Origin of the sequence: Enterobacter nematophilus (assembly GCF_026344075.1) — a bacterium.
In the GTDB taxonomy this organism is placed as follows: domain Bacteria; phylum Pseudomonadota; class Gammaproteobacteria; order Enterobacterales; family Enterobacteriaceae; genus Enterobacter; species Enterobacter nematophilus.
Map to the genome: position 1 here is coordinate 83876 of NZ_JAPKNE010000012.1, position 15967 is coordinate 99842.

14 protein-coding genes and 1 tRNA gene are annotated in these 15967 nt (G+C 57.3%); 9 read left to right on the top strand and 6 right to left on the bottom strand.

Translation table 11 applies throughout. The features are described from left to right. The first annotated feature begins 7 nt into the window (after nucleotides 1–7). The 9 genes from nrdF (at nucleotide 8) to leuA (ending at nucleotide 11404) form a co-directional block, all read left to right on the top strand. On the top strand, nucleotides 8–967 hold the full coding sequence (nrdF, locus tag OSH03_RS20870) for a class 1b ribonucleoside-diphosphate reductase subunit beta (RefSeq protein ID WP_061097302.1): 960 nt from the start codon (nucleotides 8–10) through the stop codon (nucleotides 965–967). Between the two features lie 333 nt (nucleotides 968–1300). Then, nucleotides 1301–2503, top strand: coding sequence for a glycine betaine/L-proline ABC transporter ATP-binding protein ProV (gene proV, locus OSH03_RS20875; RefSeq protein WP_266179997.1), 1203 nt, complete (start codon nucleotides 1301–1303; stop codon nucleotides 2501–2503). Further along, the gene (gene proW / locus OSH03_RS20880; protein WP_266179998.1) at nucleotides 2496–3557 is read left to right on the top strand and encodes a glycine betaine/L-proline ABC transporter permease ProW; all 1062 of its coding nucleotides are present in this window, start codon (nucleotides 2496–2498) and stop codon (nucleotides 3555–3557) included. Before proV ends, proW begins: the two co-directional genes overlap by 8 nt. A 9-nt stretch (nucleotides 3558–3566) precedes the next feature. Beyond that, nucleotides 3567–4562, top strand: a complete 996-nt coding sequence (proX, locus tag OSH03_RS20885; RefSeq protein WP_266179999.1) for a glycine betaine/L-proline ABC transporter substrate-binding protein ProX — start codon at nucleotides 3567–3569, stop codon at nucleotides 4560–4562. Nucleotides 4563–4756: 194 nt separating this feature from the next. Next, the gene (locus OSH03_RS20890) at nucleotides 4757–5941 is read left to right on the top strand and encodes an MFS transporter (protein WP_266180000.1); all 1185 of its coding nucleotides are present in this window, start codon (nucleotides 4757–4759) and stop codon (nucleotides 5939–5941) included. Nucleotides 5942–6256: 315 nt separating this feature from the next. Further along, nucleotides 6257–6787 (top strand): transcriptional repressor MprA, encoded by a 531-nt coding sequence (gene mprA / locus OSH03_RS20895; RefSeq protein ID WP_028014181.1) that lies wholly within the window; start codon nucleotides 6257–6259, stop codon nucleotides 6785–6787. 128 nt (nucleotides 6788–6915) lie between these two features. Next, complete coding sequence (gene emrA / locus OSH03_RS20900) at nucleotides 6916–8088, top strand: multidrug efflux MFS transporter periplasmic adaptor subunit EmrA (protein ID WP_266180001.1); 1173 nt, start codon at nucleotides 6916–6918, stop codon at nucleotides 8086–8088. Nucleotides 8089–8104: 16 nt separating this feature from the next. Beyond that, nucleotides 8105–9652 carry a multidrug efflux MFS transporter permease subunit EmrB gene (gene emrB, locus OSH03_RS20905; protein WP_028014182.1) on the top strand — a complete coding sequence of 516 codons (1548 nt, stop codon included), beginning with the start codon at nucleotides 8105–8107 and terminating at the stop codon, nucleotides 9650–9652. 96 nt (nucleotides 9653–9748) lie between these two features. Then, nucleotides 9749–11404 (top strand): 2-isopropylmalate synthase, encoded by a 1656-nt coding sequence (gene leuA / locus OSH03_RS20910; RefSeq protein ID WP_266180003.1) that lies wholly within the window; start codon nucleotides 9749–9751, stop codon nucleotides 11402–11404. On the opposite strand, the gene OSH03_RS20915 is transcribed toward leuA, so the two are convergent. From OSH03_RS20915 to OSH03_RS20940, 6 genes are all read right to left on the bottom strand, one after another. Next, a complete protein-coding gene (locus tag OSH03_RS20915) occupies nucleotides 11391–12155 on the bottom strand; it encodes an AraC family transcriptional regulator (protein WP_266180004.1) in 765 nt (254 codons plus the stop codon). The two genes, leuA and OSH03_RS20915, sit on opposite strands and share 14 nt — an antisense overlap. A 99-nt stretch (nucleotides 12156–12254) precedes the next feature. After that, entirely contained in the window at nucleotides 12255–12770 is a 516-nt protein-coding gene (gene luxS, locus OSH03_RS20920) for an S-ribosylhomocysteine lyase (RefSeq protein ID WP_008499539.1), read from the bottom strand. Between the two features lie 152 nt (nucleotides 12771–12922). Beyond that, on the bottom strand, nucleotides 12923–14467 hold the full coding sequence (gene gshA / locus OSH03_RS20925) for a glutamate--cysteine ligase (protein WP_151412887.1): 1545 nt from the start codon (nucleotides 14465–14467) through the stop codon (nucleotides 12923–12925). A gap of 83 nt (nucleotides 14468–14550) precedes the next feature. Continuing rightward, on the bottom strand, nucleotides 14551–14979 hold the full coding sequence (locus OSH03_RS20930) for a YqaA family protein (protein ID WP_266180005.1): 429 nt from the start codon (nucleotides 14977–14979) through the stop codon (nucleotides 14551–14553). Then, a complete protein-coding gene (gene yqaB, locus OSH03_RS20935) occupies nucleotides 14976–15542 on the bottom strand; it encodes a fructose-1-phosphate/6-phosphogluconate phosphatase (protein ID WP_266180006.1) in 567 nt (188 codons plus the stop codon). Before yqaB ends, OSH03_RS20930 begins: the two co-directional genes overlap by 4 nt. A 250-nt stretch (nucleotides 15543–15792) precedes the next feature. Next, a tRNA-Arg gene (locus tag OSH03_RS20940) sits at nucleotides 15793–15869 on the bottom strand. Nucleotides 15870–15967 lie beyond the last annotated feature (98 nt).

The window sequence follows — 15967 nt, forward strand, 5'->3', positions numbered from 1 at the left end:
AGAAAGGATGAAACTGTCACGCGTGAGTGCCGTTAACTGGAACAAAATCCAGGATGATAAAGACCTGGAGGTGTGGAACCGCCTGACCAGCAACTTCTGGCTGCCGGAAAAGGTGCCGCTCTCCAACGATATTCCGGCCTGGCAGACGCTGAGCCACGCCGAACAGCAGCTGACGATCCGCGTCTTTACCGGCCTGACGCTGCTGGACACCATTCAGAATACCGTCGGTGCGCCCGCACTGATGTGCGATGCGCTGACGCCGCACGAAGAGGCGGTGATGTCGAACATCAGCTTTATGGAGGCGGTGCACGCCCGCTCCTACAGCTCGATTTTCTCGACGCTGTGCCAGACCAAAGACGTTGACGCGGCCTACGCCTGGAGCGAAGAGAGCGAGTCATTGCAGCGCAAGGCGGAGCTGGTGCTGGAATATTACCGCGCCGACGAGCCGCTGAAGAAGAAGATCGCCAGCGTGTTTCTGGAATCCTTCCTCTTCTATTCCGGCTTCTGGCTGCCGATGTACTGGTCGAGCCGGGGCAAGCTCACCAATACCGCCGATTTGATTCGCCTCATCATCCGTGACGAGGCGGTGCACGGGTATTACATCGGCTATAAGTACCAGAAAGGGCTGGAGAAAGTCAGTCCGGAAAAACGCGAGGAACTCAAAGGTTTCGCCCTCGATTTGCTGATGGATCTGTACGACAACGAGCTGAGCTATACCGAAGAACTGTACGCCGGAACGGGCTGGGAAGAGGACGTAAAAGCGTTCCTCTGCTACAACGCGAACAAAGCGCTGATGAACCTGGGCTACGACGCGCTATTCCCGCCGGAGATGGCGGAGGTAAACCCGGCTATTCTGGCGGCGCTGTCGCCGAATGCCGATGAAAACCACGATTTCTTCTCCGGGTCCGGATCGTCGTACGTGATGGGTAAAGCGGTGGAGACAGAAGATGAGGACTGGGATTTTTAATGTATGAATTAACGTTCATTAATTAAATATAAATCACATTATTTCGACACCACTATTTCCCCAGGCACTACACTGTAATTTCCCCGTCATATTCGCCTGAATCACACCGATTCAGGCGAAATTTCCCGATGCAGCAGCAAAAAATTGAGAAAAATTCAAACCGCCCTCAGCCCTTTATTCATGGGAAATTCAGCCGTTTCGCTTATCGCAAAATTACGGCGTCAGGCCAACTCAGGGTTGTCTCAGATTCTGAGTATGTTAGGGTTATGCCCGTTAACAATTTACCATGGTAATCATATCGACATAAACAAATAACAGGACACTCTCTATTGCATGGCAATTAAATTAGAAGTGAAAAATCTTTATAAAATATTTGGCGAGCACCCGCAGCGCGCATTCAAATATATTGAAAAAGGCCTTTCGAAAGAGCAAATTCTGGAAAAAACCGGGCTATCGCTTGGCGTTAAAGACGCCAGTCTGGCCATTGAAGAAGGCGAGATTTTTGTCATCATGGGGTTATCCGGTTCGGGTAAATCCACTATGGTTCGCCTTCTCAATCGCCTGATTGAACCCACCCGCGGACAGGTGCTGATTGACGGCGTGGATATCGCCAGAATATCAGACGCAGAGCTTCGCGAGGTGCGCAGAAAGAAGATCGCAATGGTGTTTCAGTCATTCGCGCTGATGCCGCACATGACGGTGCTGGATAATACCGCCTTCGGCATGGAATTAGCCGGTACGCCCGCTCAGGTACGTCAGGAAAAAGCCCTGGATGCCCTGCGTCAGGTAGGGCTCGAAAATTATGCTCACGCGTATCCGGATGAACTTTCCGGCGGGATGCGTCAGCGCGTCGGATTAGCCCGCGCGTTAGCCATTAATCCAGACATATTATTAATGGATGAAGCCTTCTCCGCCCTCGATCCGTTAATTCGCACCGAGATGCAGGATGAGCTGGTAAAATTACAGGCTAAACATCAGCGAACTATTGTCTTTATTTCCCACGATTTAGATGAAGCCATGCGTATTGGCGACCGCATTGCCATTATGCAAAATGGCGAAGTGGTGCAGGTCGGCACGCCGGATGAAATTCTTAATAATCCGGCGAATGATTATGTCCGTACCTTCTTCCGCGGCGTGGATATTAGCCAGGTGTTTAGCGCCAAAGATATTGCCCGCCGAACGCCGAACGGTATTATCCGTAAAACGCCAGGCTTCGGCCCGCGCTCCGCTCTTAAGCTGCTGCAGGACGAAGACCGTGAATACGGTTATCTGGTTGAACGCGGCAATAAGTTTGTCGGCGTTGTCTCCATCGACTCCCTGAAAACCGCGCTTAGCGAAAGCCAGGGCATCGATGCGGCGTTAATTGACGCTCCGCTTGCCGTGGACGCCGAAACGCCGCTCAGCGAGTTGCTCTCTCACGTGGGCCAGGCGCCGTGCGCCGTGCCGGTCGTGGGTGAGGAACAACAGTACGTTGGCATCATCTCCAAACGGATGCTGCTGCAGGCTTTAGATCGCGAGGGGGCAAACAATGGCTGACCAAACTAACCCGTGGGGCACCGCTGAGGCAGCGGACAGCGCTGCGCAATCCGCCGACGCGTGGGGCTCCACGCCTGCACCAGCCGATGGCGGCGGCGCGGACTGGCTGAACAGCGCGCCCGCGCCTGCGCCAGAACACTTCAACATCATGGATCCGTTTCATAAAACGCTGATCCCGCTGGACAGCTGGGTCACGGAGGGGATCGACTGGGTGGTCACCCACTTCCGCCCGGTCTTCCAGGGGATCCGCGTCCCGGTGGATTACATCCTGAACGGCTTCCAGCAGCTGATGCTCGGCATGCCGGCGCCGGTGGCCATTATCCTGTTCTCTCTGATCGCATGGCAGTTCGGCAGCGCGGGGATGGGCATCGCCACGCTGATCTCCCTGATCGCCATCGGCGCGATTGGCGCGTGGTCGCAGGCGATGATCACCCTGGCATTGGTGCTGACCGCCCTGCTCTTCTGCATCGTCATCGGGCTACCGATGGGGATCTGGCTGGCGCGTAGCCCGCGGGCGGCGAAGATTATTCGTCCCCTGCTGGATGCGATGCAGACCACGCCGGCGTTCGTCTATCTGGTGCCTATCGTGATGCTGTTCGGCATCGGTAACGTGCCGGGCGTGGTGGTGACCATTATCTTCGCCCTGCCACCGATTATCCGTCTGACCATCCTGGGGATTAACCAGGTGCCGGCGGATCTGATTGAGGCTTCGCGCTCGTTCGGCGCCAGCCCGCGCCAGATGCTGTTTAAGGTTCAGCTTCCGCTGGCGATGCCGACCATCATGGCGGGCGTTAACCAGACGCTGATGCTGGCCCTGTCAATGGTGGTGATTGCCTCGATGATTGCCGTTGGCGGTCTCGGCCAGATGGTGCTGCGCGGCATTGGCCGTCTCGACATGGGGCTGGCCACCGTCGGCGGCGTCGGGATTGTGATCCTCGCCATTATTCTTGACCGCCTTACCCAGGCCGTCGGTCGTGATTCACGCAGTCGCGGCAACCGTCGCTGGTACACCACCGGCCCTGTCGGGTTACTGACCCGCCCATTTACAAAATAAGGAACAACGATGCGACAGAGCGTACTTTTTGCTACCGCGTTTGCCACCCTTGTCTCCACCAGCGCGTTTGCCGCTGACCTGCCGGGCAAAGGCATTACCGTGCAGCCGGTGCAGAGCACCATTTCGGAAGAGAGCTTCCAGACCCTGATCGTCAGCCGCGCGCTGGAGAAGCTGGGCTATACGGTCAACACGCCGAGCGAAGTGGATTACAACGTGGGTTACACCTCGATTGCCTCCGGCGACGCTACCTTTACCGCCGTGAACTGGCAGCCGCTGCACGACGACATGTATGCCGCCGCCGGTGGGGATAAGAAATTCTATCGCGAAGGGACCTTCGTGACGGGTGCGGCTCAGGGTTATCTGATCGACAAGAAAACCGCGGATAAGTACCACATCACCAATATTGAGCAGCTGAAAGATCCGAAGATCGCCCGACTGTTCGACACCAACGGTGACGGCAAGGCCGACATGATGGGCTGCTCGCCGGGCTGGGGCTGTGAAGCGGTGATTAACCACCAGAACAAAGCGTTCGATCTGGCGAAAACCGTCGACGTGAGCCACGGCAACTACTCGGCGATGATGGCCGACACCATTGCCCGCTTTAAAGAGGGCAAGCCGGTGATCTACTACACCTGGACTCCGTACTGGGTGAGCGACGTGCTGAAGCCGGGTAGAGACGTGGTGTGGCTGCAGGTGCCGTTCTCCTCCCTGCCGGGCGAGCAGAAAGATATTGACACCAGGCTTCCGAACGGCATGAACTATGGCTTCCCAGTGAACACCATGCACATTGTGGCTAACAAAGCCTGGGCCGAGAAAAACCCGGCGGCGGCGAAGCTGTTCTCGGTGATGAAGCTGCCGCTGGCGGACATCAACGCCCAGAATGCGATGATGCACGCGGGCAAATCCTCTGAGGCGGATGTCAAAGGCCACGTGGACGGCTGGATCAAAGCCCACCAGCAGCAGTTCGACGGCTGGGTAAAAGAGGCGCTTGAAGCGCAGAAGTAAAAACAACACCCCTCACCCTGCCCTCTCCCCAAAGGGGAGAGGGTGTATAAAGTCCCCTCTCCCCTTTGGGGAGAGGGCTGGGGTGAGGGGCTCAAACCGCACAATCCAGCACGTAACAATCCCCCAACATTCACAATCATTGGTTATTATGGTTTCCGGAAAAATAATCACTTAACTAACGATTCCTGAAACCAATGACGAAAACAACTCAAGGGCTTAGCCCCGCACTTATCCTTTTAATGTCCGTGGCAACGGGTCTGGCGGTCGCCAGCAACTATTACGCACAGCCTCTGCTCGACACTATCGCCCGCGCGTTCAATCTCTCTGCCAGCTCCGCTGGCTTCATCGTGACGGCAGCACAGCTTGGCTACGCCGCCGGGCTGCTGTTCCTGGTGCCGCTCGGCGATATGTTTGAGCGCCGGATGCTGATCGTTTCGATGACGCTTCTGGCGGCAGGCGGCATGCTGATCACCGCCAGCAGCCAGTCGCTGACGATGATGATCGTCGGTACCGCGCTAACGGGGCTTTTCTCCGTCGTCGCGCAAATCCTGGTGCCTCTCGCCGCAACGCTCGCCTCGCCGGAAAAACGCGGCAAGGTGGTCGGCACAATTATGAGCGGCCTGCTGCTCGGGATCCTGCTGGCGCGTACCGTCGCGGGGCTGCTGGCAAGCCTCGGCGGCTGGCGCACCGTTTACTGGGTGGCGAGCGTATTGATGGTTATCATGGCGCTGGCGCTGTGGCGCGGCCTGCCGAAGGTGAAGCAGGAGAACCACCTGAATTACCCGCAGCTTCTGGCCTCCGTATTTAGCCTGTTCACGCAGGATAAACTGCTGCGCACCCGCGCCCTGCTGGGATGTTTAACCTTCGCTAACTTCAGCATTCTCTGGACGTCGATGGCGTTTCTGCTGGCCGCGCCGCCGTTCAATTATTCCGAAGGGGTGATTGGTCTGTTCGGTCTGGCAGGCGCAGCAGGCGCGCTGGGCGCTCGCCCGGCAGGCGGGCTGGCTGATAAAGGCAAATCGCACATGACCACGACAGCCGGACTGATTTTGCTCCTGCTCTCCTGGGCGGCCATCTGGTATGGACACGTCTCGGTGCTGGCGCTGATCGTCGGTATTCTGGTGCTCGATCTCACCGTACAGGGCGTTCACATCACCAACCAGACCGTGATTTACCGCGTGAAGCCCGAGGCGCGTAACCGCCTCACGGCCGGATACATGACCAGCTACTTCATTGGGGGTGCGGCGGGTTCGTTAATTTCAGCGTCGGCGTGGCAGCATGCCGGCTGGTCAGGCGTGTGCGGGATAGGGGCAATCGTCGCCGCGCTTAACCTGGTTGTATGGTGGCGCGGCTACCATCGTCAGGAAGCAATTCATTAAGTTTTACATTGCTTTGGGCCTCTTAGGGTGTAAAGGGGCCCGGCAGTCTGTTAATGTAAACGTAATCATTTATCCCAGAAATTTTAATGTGGGTGACATATCTACAATTGGCATGAATAGTTCAGACCCCCGTCCCCACATCCTCCCTTCAGCGGGTTTATACCCTACGCTTTCTGTGCTCACCGGGTCACGGACTTACCCGGCGCTTTCTGATGGTGGCATTCGTTTGGCGGATATAACCGCACAAATAATTCATTTACATTATTTGTCACCATCGTTACTATATCGGCTGTAATTAATGAGGTTATGCCCAAAATGGATAGTTCGTTTACGCCCATTGAACAAATGCTTAAATTCCGCGCCAGTCGTCATGAGGACTTCCCGTATCAGGAAATCCTGCTGACCCGCCTGTGCATGCACATGCAGGGTAAGCTGCTGGAAAATCGTAATAAAATGCTGAAAGCTCAAGGGATTAACGAGACGTTGTTTATGGCGTTGATTACGCTGGAGTCTCAGGAAAACCACAGCATTCAGCCTTCTGAGCTGAGCTGCGCGCTGGGATCGTCCCGTACCAATGCGACCCGTATTGCCGATGAGCTGGAAAAGCGCGGCTGGATTGAGCGCCGTGAAAGCGATAACGATCGCCGCTGCCTGCATCTGCAATTGACCGATAAAGGTCACCAGTTCCTGCGCGAGGTGCTGCCACCTCAGCACAATTGCCTGCACAAACTCTGGTCTGCCCTCAGCACCACCGAGCGCGACCAGCTTGAGCACATCACTCGCAAGCTGCTCACCCGTCTGGACCAGATGGATGAAGAAGGCGCCGTTCTTGAGGCGCTGCGCTAACGCGACGACACGCTCAACAATCCAGATTTATAAAAGAAAACCGACAGGCCAGCACGTCACACTGCTGGCCTTTCTGACAACAGGTCGGCTCAGCCGATGTGAAAATAAGAAGATCGTGGAGAACAACAATGAGCGCAAATGCGGAGAGCACTACCCCGCAGCAACCGGCCAATAAGAAAGGCAAACGTAAAAGTGCCCTTCTTCTGTTGACCTTGCTCTTTATTATTATTGCCGTGGCATATGGGATCTATTGGTTTTTAGTATTGCGTCATGCAGAAGAGACTGACGACGCATACGTGGCAGGGAACCAGGTACAGATTATGGCGCAGGTGTCGGGCAGCGTGACGAAAGTCTGGGCTGACAATACCGACTTTGTGCAAAAAGGCGATGTGTTGGTGACCCTCGATCCGACCGACGCCCAGCAGGCCTTTGAGAAAGCCCAGACCGCGCTGGCCTCCAGCGTCCGTCAGACCCGCCAGCTGATGATCAACAGTAAACAGCTGCAGGCCAACATCGACGTGCAGAAAACCGCACTCGCACAGGCGCAGAGCGACCTGAACCGCCGTGTACCGCTCGGTACCGCTAACCTGATTGGCCGTGAAGAGCTGCAGCACGCGCGCGACGCGGTTGCCAGCGCTCAGGCACAGCTGGACGTGGCGATTCAACAGTACAACGCCAACCAGGCGATGGTGCTCGGCACCAGCCTCGAAAACCAGCCCGCCGTACAGCAGGCGGCGACCGAAGTACGCAACGCATGGCTTGCTCTGCAGCGTACCAAAATCGTCAGCCCGATGACCGGCTACGTCTCCCGCCGTTCCGTCCAGCCAGGGGCGCAGATTAGCCCAACCACGCCGCTGATGGCGGTTGTGCCGGCAGACAACCTGTGGGTAGACGCTAACTTTAAAGAGACGCAGCTTGCCCATATGCGTATCGGCCAGACCGCGACGGTCGTCAGCGACATCTACGGCGATGACGTGAAGTACACGGGGAAAGTGGTGGGTCTGGATATGGGGACCGGCAGCGCCTTCTCCCTGTTGCCTGCGCAAAACGCCACCGGTAACTGGATCAAAGTGGTTCAGCGTCTGCCCGTGCGTATCGAGCTGGATGCCAAACAGCTGGCGGATCACCCGCTGCGTATCGGCCTCTCAACGCTTGTAACGGTGGATACCGCCAACCGCGACGGTCAGGTCCTCGCAAGCCAGGTGCGAAGCACGCCGGCTTATGAAAGTAACGCCCGTGAAATTAGCCTCGATCCGGTCAACAAGCTGATCGATGACATCGTGAAGGCAAACGCCGGTTAATCCGAAGGTGAGCGTTATGCAACAGCAAAAGCCGCAAAAACCGCTGGAAGGCGCGCAGCTGGTCATTATGACCATTGCGCTGTCGCTGGCGACATTCATGCAGGTGCTGGACTCCACCATCGCAAACGTGGCGATCCCAACCATCGCCGGTAACCTTGGCTCGTCGCTGAGCCAGGGGACTTGGGTCATTACTTCGTTTGGGGTGGCAAACGCCATCTCCATCCCTATCACCGGCTGGCTGGCGAAGCGCGTCGGTGAGGTGAAGCTGTTCCTCTGGTCCACGGTGGCGTTTGTTCTTGCCTCCTGGGCGTGCGGCATGTCCAGCAGCCTGACGATGCTGATTTTCTTCCGCGTCATTCAGGGGATTGTCGCCGGGCCGCTGATCCCCCTCTCGCAGAGTTTGCTGCTGAGCAACTACCCCCCTGCAAAACGTTCGGTCGCGCTGGCGCTGTGGTCTATGACCGTTATCGTCGCGCCTATCTGCGGACCGATTCTGGGCGGGTACATCAGCGATAATTATCACTGGGGCTGGATCTTCTTCATCAACGTACCGATTGGCGCCGTCGTGGTATTGATGACGCTGCAATCGCTGCGGGGACGAGAGACGCGGACCGAACAGCGACGTATCGACAGCATCGGGCTGGCGCTGCTGATCCTGGGCATCGGCAGCCTGCAGATCATGCTCGACCGCGGTAAAGAGCTCGACTGGTTCAACTCGCAGGAAATCATCATCCTGACCATTGTCGCGGTGGTGTCGATAAGCTTCCTGATTGTCTGGGAGCTGACGGACGACAATCCGATTGTCGATCTCTCGCTCTTCAAATCGCGAAACTTTACCATCGGCTGCCTGTGTATCAGCCTCGCCTATATGCTCTACTTCGGCGCGATTGTTCTGCTGCCGCAGCTGTTGCAGGAGGTGTATGGCTATACCGCGACCTGGGCGGGTCTGGCCTCGGCGCCCGTTGGGGTGATCCCGGTCCTGCTGTCGCCGATTATTGGCCGCTTCGCCCACAAGCTCGACATGCGTCGGCTGGTGACGTTCAGCTTCATTATGTACGCCGTGTGCTTCTACTGGCGCGCGTATACCTTTGAGCCGGGAATGGACTTTGGCGCCTCGGCGTGGCCGCAGTTCATTCAGGGCTTTGCTGTGGCGTGCTTCTTTATGCCGCTGACCACCATTACGCTCTCTGGCCTGCCGCCTGAGCGTCTGGCGGCGGCGTCGAGCCTGTCGAACTTCACCCGTACGCTGGCGGGCTCCATCGGGACGTCGATCACCACCACCCTGTGGACCAACCGTGAATCGATGCACCACGCCCAGCTGACCGAAGCGGTGAACCCGTACAATCCGAATGCCCAGCAGATGTACAGTCAGCTTCAGGGCATGGGGATGACGGAGCAGCAGGCATCCGGCTGGATTGCCCAGCAGATCACCAACCAGGGGCTGATTATCTCGGCAAACGAGATTTTCTGGATATCGGCGGGGATCTTCATCGTCCTGCTGGGGCTGGTGTGGTTTGCCAGACCGCCGTTTGGCGCCGGCGGTGGCGGCGGCGGCGCGCACTAATTCGCGTTGTCCAGAACGCGACAGCGATTGTCAGTTTCGATAAAGCAGCGCTCCTGAAATCACTTCACGATAGTGAAAAGACAACAGGAGCGCATCATGCTGAACACACCCGCCGACAAATACCAGCCTTATCCCACCGTTTCATTGCCCGACCGCCGCTGGCCGGAGCAGACCATCACCCGCGCGCCGCGCTGGCTCTCGACCGACTTACGCGACGGCAACCAGGCGCTTGCCGAGCCGATGGACAGCGAGCGCAAGCTGCAGTTTTGGGATCTGCTGCTGGGCTGCGGATTCAAAGAGATTGAGGTCGCCTTCCCGTCCGCCTCGCAAACCGACTTCAACTTTGTCCGCCAGCTTATCGAAGAGAACCGCATCCCCGATGACGTCACGATTCAGGTGTTAACTCAGGCGCGGGAAGACCTCATTCATCGCACTTTCGAATCCCTGCGCGGCGCAAAGCAGGCCACCGTCCATCTCTATAACGCCACCGCCCCGCTGTTCCGCCGCCTGGTGTTCGGCATGGAGAAAGCGCAGATCGTCGAGCTGGCCACCCGCGCCACGCGGCTTATCCGCCAGCTGTGCGAAGAAAACCCTGACACCCGCTGGCAGTACGAGTACTCCCCGGAAACCTTCTGCTTTACCGAGCCGGAGTTTGCGCTGGAGATTTGTGAAGCCGTGGCGGAGATCTGGCAGCCGTGCGACGCGCGGCCCATGGTGATCAACTTACCCGCTACCGTCGAGGTCAGCACGCCCAACGTCTACGCCGACCAGATCGAGTATTTCTGCCGCCACTTCAGCCGCCGCCGCGACGTGTGCATCAGCGTGCATCCGCATAACGACCGCGGCACCGGCGTCGCCAGCGCGGAGCTGGCCGTGATGGCGGGCGCGGACCGCGTGGAGGGCTGCCTGTTCGGCAACGGCGAACGCACGGGCAACGTCTGTCTGGTGACGCTGGCGATGAATCTCTACAGCCAGGGCATTAGCCCGAACCTGGACTTTAGCGACATGAACCGGGTGGTCGAAGTGGTGGAGGCCTGTAATCAGCTGCCGGTGCATCCGCGCCATCCGTGGGCGGGACGGCTGGCCTATACCGCCTTCTCCGGCTCGCACCAGGATGCCATCAAGAAAGGCTTTGATGCCCGCAGGCCTGGCGATCGCTGGGAGATGCCCTATCTGCCCGTCGATCCGCAGGATATCGGCTGCACCTACGAAGCGGTGATCCGCGTAAACAGCCAGTCGGGGAAAAGCGGCAGCGCGTGGCTTATCGAGCAAAATCATGGGCTGAAACTGCCCCGTGCCCTGCAGCAGGATTTCAGCCAGCACGTGCAGCAGGAAACGGATCGTCACGGGAAAGAGATGACGCAGAACGCGCTGTGGCAGCTGTTCCGCACCCGCTATGGGCTGGTAACCACGCCGCAGCTGGCGCTGCAATCCTACCGCAGCGACGGCCAGCAGGATGGGCAACTTCGGCTGACGGCAAGCATCTATACGCAGGGGGGAACGCGCCAGCTGGAGGGTCAGGGCAACGGGCTGCTTTCCGCTGCCGCGCAGGGTTTGAGCCGCTGGGTCAACGCGCCGTTTGTGATTAAGGACTATCACGAGCATACTTTAGGCGAACGCAGCGACAGCCGCTCGGTGGCGTATATTCGCTGCCTGTTCCAGGACAGGACCAGCAGCTGGGGCGTGGGCATTGACAGCGACGTGGCGCGCGCGTCGCTTCAGGCGCTGCTTAACGCGGTCAGTCGTTCTTAAAATAATCGCTGGGGGAGACGCCCATCGCCCGGCGGAACATCGCGGTAAAGGCGCTGTGGCTGCCATAACCCAGGTCCAGCGCCACGCGCAGCACCGGCTGGCCCTGCGCCAGCCGCACTAAGGCTTCCAGCAGGCGCGCCCTTCTCACCCATTCGCCGTAGCTTAGCCCGGTCTGCTGCTGAAAATGGCGGTTCAGCGTGCGCTCGCTCATGCCGAGCAAGCTCGCGCTCTGTTGACCGCTCCAGCTTTCACCCGGTAACTGACGGACCTGCCGACACAGCTGGCGTAACGCTTCACTTTCCGGCTCCGGCAGGTGAAACGGCAGCATCGGCATAATGCGAATTTCATCCAGAATGAGTTCATATACGCGCTCGTCACGGCATCCCGGCGAGTACGACTCCGGCAGCGTCAGGGAGGTGAGGATCAGCTCGCGCAGCAGCGGGGAGATCTGCACGATCTGGCAGGCCGCCGGGAGATCGGCCCGCGCCAGCGGATCGATAAACAGCGTGCGGGCTGCAACGTTGCCGGTGATGCGAAGCGAGTGCTGCGTTCCCGCAGGTAGCCAGACGCCGCGCCCGGGCGGCACTACCCAGCAGCCGGATGCGGTATCGACCCGCACGACGCCCGTCAGGCTGTGCAGCAGCTGCGCGCAGTCGTGCTCATGCCACGGCTCGCTGTCGCCGTGAACGTAATCATGAGCAAACGGAACGAGGGGACGATGGGTAAAGGAGAACGTTGCGGTTGTGGTCATGGCCTAAACACCCCTCCCCCTACCACCGCAAATTAATGCGAGCAGTGAACCATCCCCTCGCCACTTTGGGGAGAGGGTTAGGGTGAGGGGAAAGGTGCACTAGATGTGCAGTTCCTGCAGTTTTTCTTTTGGCAGGGCCAGCTCTTCGTTGCTGTTCACGCGAACGTCACGCTCGATGATGTGACGCGCGATCTCCTGCGCTTCTTCCAGAGAGTGCATCTGGTAAGTGCCGCACTGGTAAACGTTCAGCTCAGGGATCTGGTTTTGCTCTTTCACCTTCAGCACGTCTTCCATCGCCGCTTTCCACGCATCGGCGACGCGTTTCTCTTCCGGCTGACCAATCAGGCTCATGTAGAAGCCGGTACGGCAGCCCATCGGAGAGATGTCGATGATCTCAACGCCGTTGCCGTTCAGGTGGTCACGCATGAAACCGGCGAACAGGTGCTCCAGGGTGTGAATGCCTTTCTCCGGCATCACTTCTTTATTCGGCACGCAGAAGCGCAGATCGAAGACGGTGATCGTGTCGCCGTGCGGGGTGTGCATGGTCTTCGCCACGCGGACTGCAGGTGCTTCCATACGGGTATGGTCGACAGTAAAGCTATCTAATAACGGCATACGTCACCTCCGATAGTGATTTTTTTTAAAATAAACTGAACTCTTCTACAGAATGCACGTCTGAGTATATGAAAGACGCGCATTTGTTATCATCATCCCTGAATTCAGAGATGTATATTTTGGCCACAGCGATGTGGCCTTTTTCTTTTCTGCTAAGCCTGCTTCGCCAGAAACGCCTCAAACGACTCCGTATCCGCCGCTTCAACCTCTTTCTGACGCACCACGGACGCATCGCGCTCCGCGACAAAATCCGCCTCGCTCAGGATTTCTAACGGCTCCTGCATAAGCATCTCACGGTACTCCGCCGAGAGTGAACGCCCCGTGCCGCCAATCCCCTGCTCGATCATGGAGCGCAGAATGCGCGCAGAGAACGTCAGTTCCGGGTTATCAAAGCATTCCACCAGCTGGTCGCAAATCCGTTGATACGCGTCACCGCCGTCGATGCTGTCCATTGTCCGGGCAACACGCTTCAGGTCACGGAACAGATCCTTACCCACCTTAGCCAGCGGGAACTGCGCCGTTTCACAGCCAATGCCCAGCGTCAGACCCGGTTTACGGCCTTCCAGAATCACGCGATTCCAGTTCGTGCGCGTACAGAGCAGCTCGTCTGAACTCATTTCCGGCGCATCCGCCAGCGCGCACCAGACCATAAACAGATCCAGGAAGCGAACCTGCTGCTCGTCAACGCCAATCGGTGAGAACGGGTTGATGTCCAGCGAGCGCACTTCAATGTATTCAATGCCGCCGCGCTGCAGCGCATCCGACGGCGTTTCGCCGCTGCGCGTCACGCGCTTCGGACGAATTGGCGCATACAGTTCGTTTTCAATCTGCAATACGTTACTGTTGATTTGCAGGCGCTTTCCGTCTTTTTCGAGGCCGATTTTCGCGTACTCTTCCGACGGAGTTTTAATCGCCCGCTTCAATCCTGCCACATATTCGTGCAATTCGTTAAACGTAATACCGAGATTGCTTTGCGATTTATTGGTATAGCCCAGATCGCTCATGCGCAGAGAAGTCGCGTACGGGAGATAGTACATTCCGCACTCCGTCTTTTCGAACGGCAGCGTGGTTGGTTTCCCCTGCAGGAACGATGAGCAAATGGCAGGCGATGCGCCAAACAGATACGGAATCACCCAGCCGAAACGGTAATAGTTGCGGATCAGACGGAAATAACCGGCGGAGATCGCTTCTTTATCCGTTTCTCCCCCCTTCGCCTGCCAGAACGCCATCGGCAAAGAGAAATTGTAGTGCACGCCAGAGATCGTCTGCATGAGTGCGCCGTAGCGATTTTTCAGACCTTCGCGATAGAGCGTTTTCAGCCGGCCAATGTTTGACGTGCCGTACTGCGCCAGCTCAATCTCCTGGCCCTGCTCGATATAGCACGGCATGCTGAGCGGCCACATACGCTCATCGCCGAGGTTGCGCGCGGTGTAGCGATGGATGTCGCGCAGGATCGTCAGCATATGATCAATATCGCCGTCCACCGGCGTAATGAACTCCAGCAGCGCTTCAGCGAAATCGGTTGTGATCCATTTATGTGTCAGCGCCGAGCCTAACGCCTTCGGGTGACCCGTAGTCGCTAAGCTACCGTCCGCGTTAACGCGCAGCGTTTCACGCTCAAGACCACGCTGAATACCCTTCAGAGCCTGAGGGTGGTTTTCCAGCCAGGCCAGCGCCTGAGATACGTCCGGGATCAAATTGACCTCCCGCCTGTCAAAGTAATGTTACTCAGCATAATTGTAATGGTTGACGATTGAAGGTCGCGTATTCATTCCACCAATTAGTGCCACCACGTCATACCCTGTAGTGTTGCCCACGCCACGAGAACATAGCGCAACGCCTTGCCAAGGCACAAAAAAAAGAGCACCGGTCCCCATGAGATGCGCATCCATCCCGCCAGCAGACACAGTAAATCGCCTATTACAGGCATCCAGCTTAATAACAGCGTGGCAGCGCCATAGCGTTTTAGCCAGCCGACTGCCTTTTCCTGCCAGCGCGATTTTTCGCGCAGCGGAAAGAAACGCCCAAGAATAACGTTAGTCAGCCCTCCAAGGCTATTACCCATTGTTGCTATTAATACAAGCAGCCAGGGCTGACTAACGCCGGACAACAGCATCGCCACCAGCACCACTTCCGAATTTCCCGGTAACAGCGTGGCGCTTAGAAAACTGCTGGCGAATAATGAGGCAAGTGACAGCGTGTCACTCACAGTAAGCGCACATCCACCGCATCCATTCCGGCATCACGCGCGGCCTGAATACCGAAATCGGCATCTTCAAACACGACGCATTTTGCCGCCGGGACGCCCATTAATTCTGCGCAGAGCAGGAAGGTGTCCGGTGCGGGCTTGTGATTTTTAACATGATCGACGGCCACTACGGCAGAAAAATAGTGGCGCAGGCCAAGATGGTTGAGCAACGCTTCTGCTATCGCGCTCTCGCTGCCCGTCCCGACAGACATGGGGCGACGCCCGTGCCACTCTTTTACCACATCAATCAGTGGCAGAGGGCGTACGGTATCTAAAAGCATGGCTTTTACCGCATCGGTTTTTTCACGCGCGAGAAGGTGTGGGTCGAGATCGGCCTGATTCAGTTCAATCACGGCCTGCGCAATACGCCAGGTTGGGGATCCGTTGAGGGCAATCATCGCCTGAAGGTCGAAACGCATGCCGTAGCGGCCAAGGACCTCGGTCCAGGCTTGACGATGCGTGGGTTCAGTATCGAGGATGGTGCCATCCATGTCGAAGATCAAACCGTCATACTGTGCGTACATCGTGCTCTCGCTAAACGATTAACAAAGCATTACTTTATCGTAAAAGGTGGTTTTTGTCGCTGACTGAGAGTGTGATTGCTGACGGAACGTCGAAGGAATAAACAAAGAAGGAGAAGATGGTGCATCCGGGAGGATTACTCGGCTTACGCCTCGCCCTGCGGGCCGTTGCTAAAGCAACGTTATCCTCCCTGGTGCTTGCGATTAACTCGCAGACCTTAAAACAACAGCATCGCTGTTATCTCGGAGAATATGGTGCATCCGGGAGGATTCGAACCTCCGACCGCTCGGTTCGTAGCCGAGTACTCTATCCAGCTGAGCTACGGATGCATCGGGATTTACTGCTGTACTGCTCGATACTCATATCACTTCAAAAGCAATATGAAGTAATAAATGGTGCATCCGGGAGGATTCGAACCTCCGACCGC

Excerpts from the sequence above, each read along its gene's own strand:
- mprA (WP_028014181.1), top strand. The coding sequence starts at position 6,257 with ATGGATAGTTCGTTTACGCCCATTGAACAAATGCTTAAATTCCGCGCC.
- proV (WP_266179997.1), top strand. The coding sequence starts at position 1,301 with ATGGCAATTAAATTAGAAGTGAAAAATCTTTATAAAATATTTGGCGAG.
- proW (WP_266179998.1), top strand. The coding sequence starts at position 2,496 with ATGGCTGACCAAACTAACCCGTGGGGCACCGCTGAGGCAGCGGACAGC.
- emrB (WP_028014182.1), top strand. The coding sequence starts at position 8,105 with ATGCAACAGCAAAAGCCGCAAAAACCGCTGGAAGGCGCGCAGCTGGTC.
- OSH03_RS20890 (WP_266180000.1), top strand. The coding sequence starts at position 4,757 with ATGACGAAAACAACTCAAGGGCTTAGCCCCGCACTTATCCTTTTAATG.
- nrdF (WP_061097302.1), top strand. The coding sequence starts at position 8 with ATGAAACTGTCACGCGTGAGTGCCGTTAACTGGAACAAAATCCAGGAT.
- luxS (WP_008499539.1), bottom strand. The coding sequence starts at position 12,770 with ATGCCGTTATTAGATAGCTTTACTGTCGACCATACCCGTATGGAAGCA.
- emrA (WP_266180001.1), top strand. The coding sequence starts at position 6,916 with ATGAGCGCAAATGCGGAGAGCACTACCCCGCAGCAACCGGCCAATAAG.
- proX (WP_266179999.1), top strand. The coding sequence starts at position 3,567 with ATGCGACAGAGCGTACTTTTTGCTACCGCGTTTGCCACCCTTGTCTCC.
- leuA (WP_266180003.1), top strand. The coding sequence starts at position 9,749 with ATGCTGAACACACCCGCCGACAAATACCAGCCTTATCCCACCGTTTCA.
- OSH03_RS20915 (WP_266180004.1), bottom strand. The coding sequence starts at position 12,155 with ATGACCACAACCGCAACGTTCTCCTTTACCCATCGTCCCCTCGTTCCG.
- yqaB (WP_266180006.1), bottom strand. The coding sequence starts at position 15,542 with ATGTACGCACAGTATGACGGTTTGATCTTCGACATGGATGGCACCATC.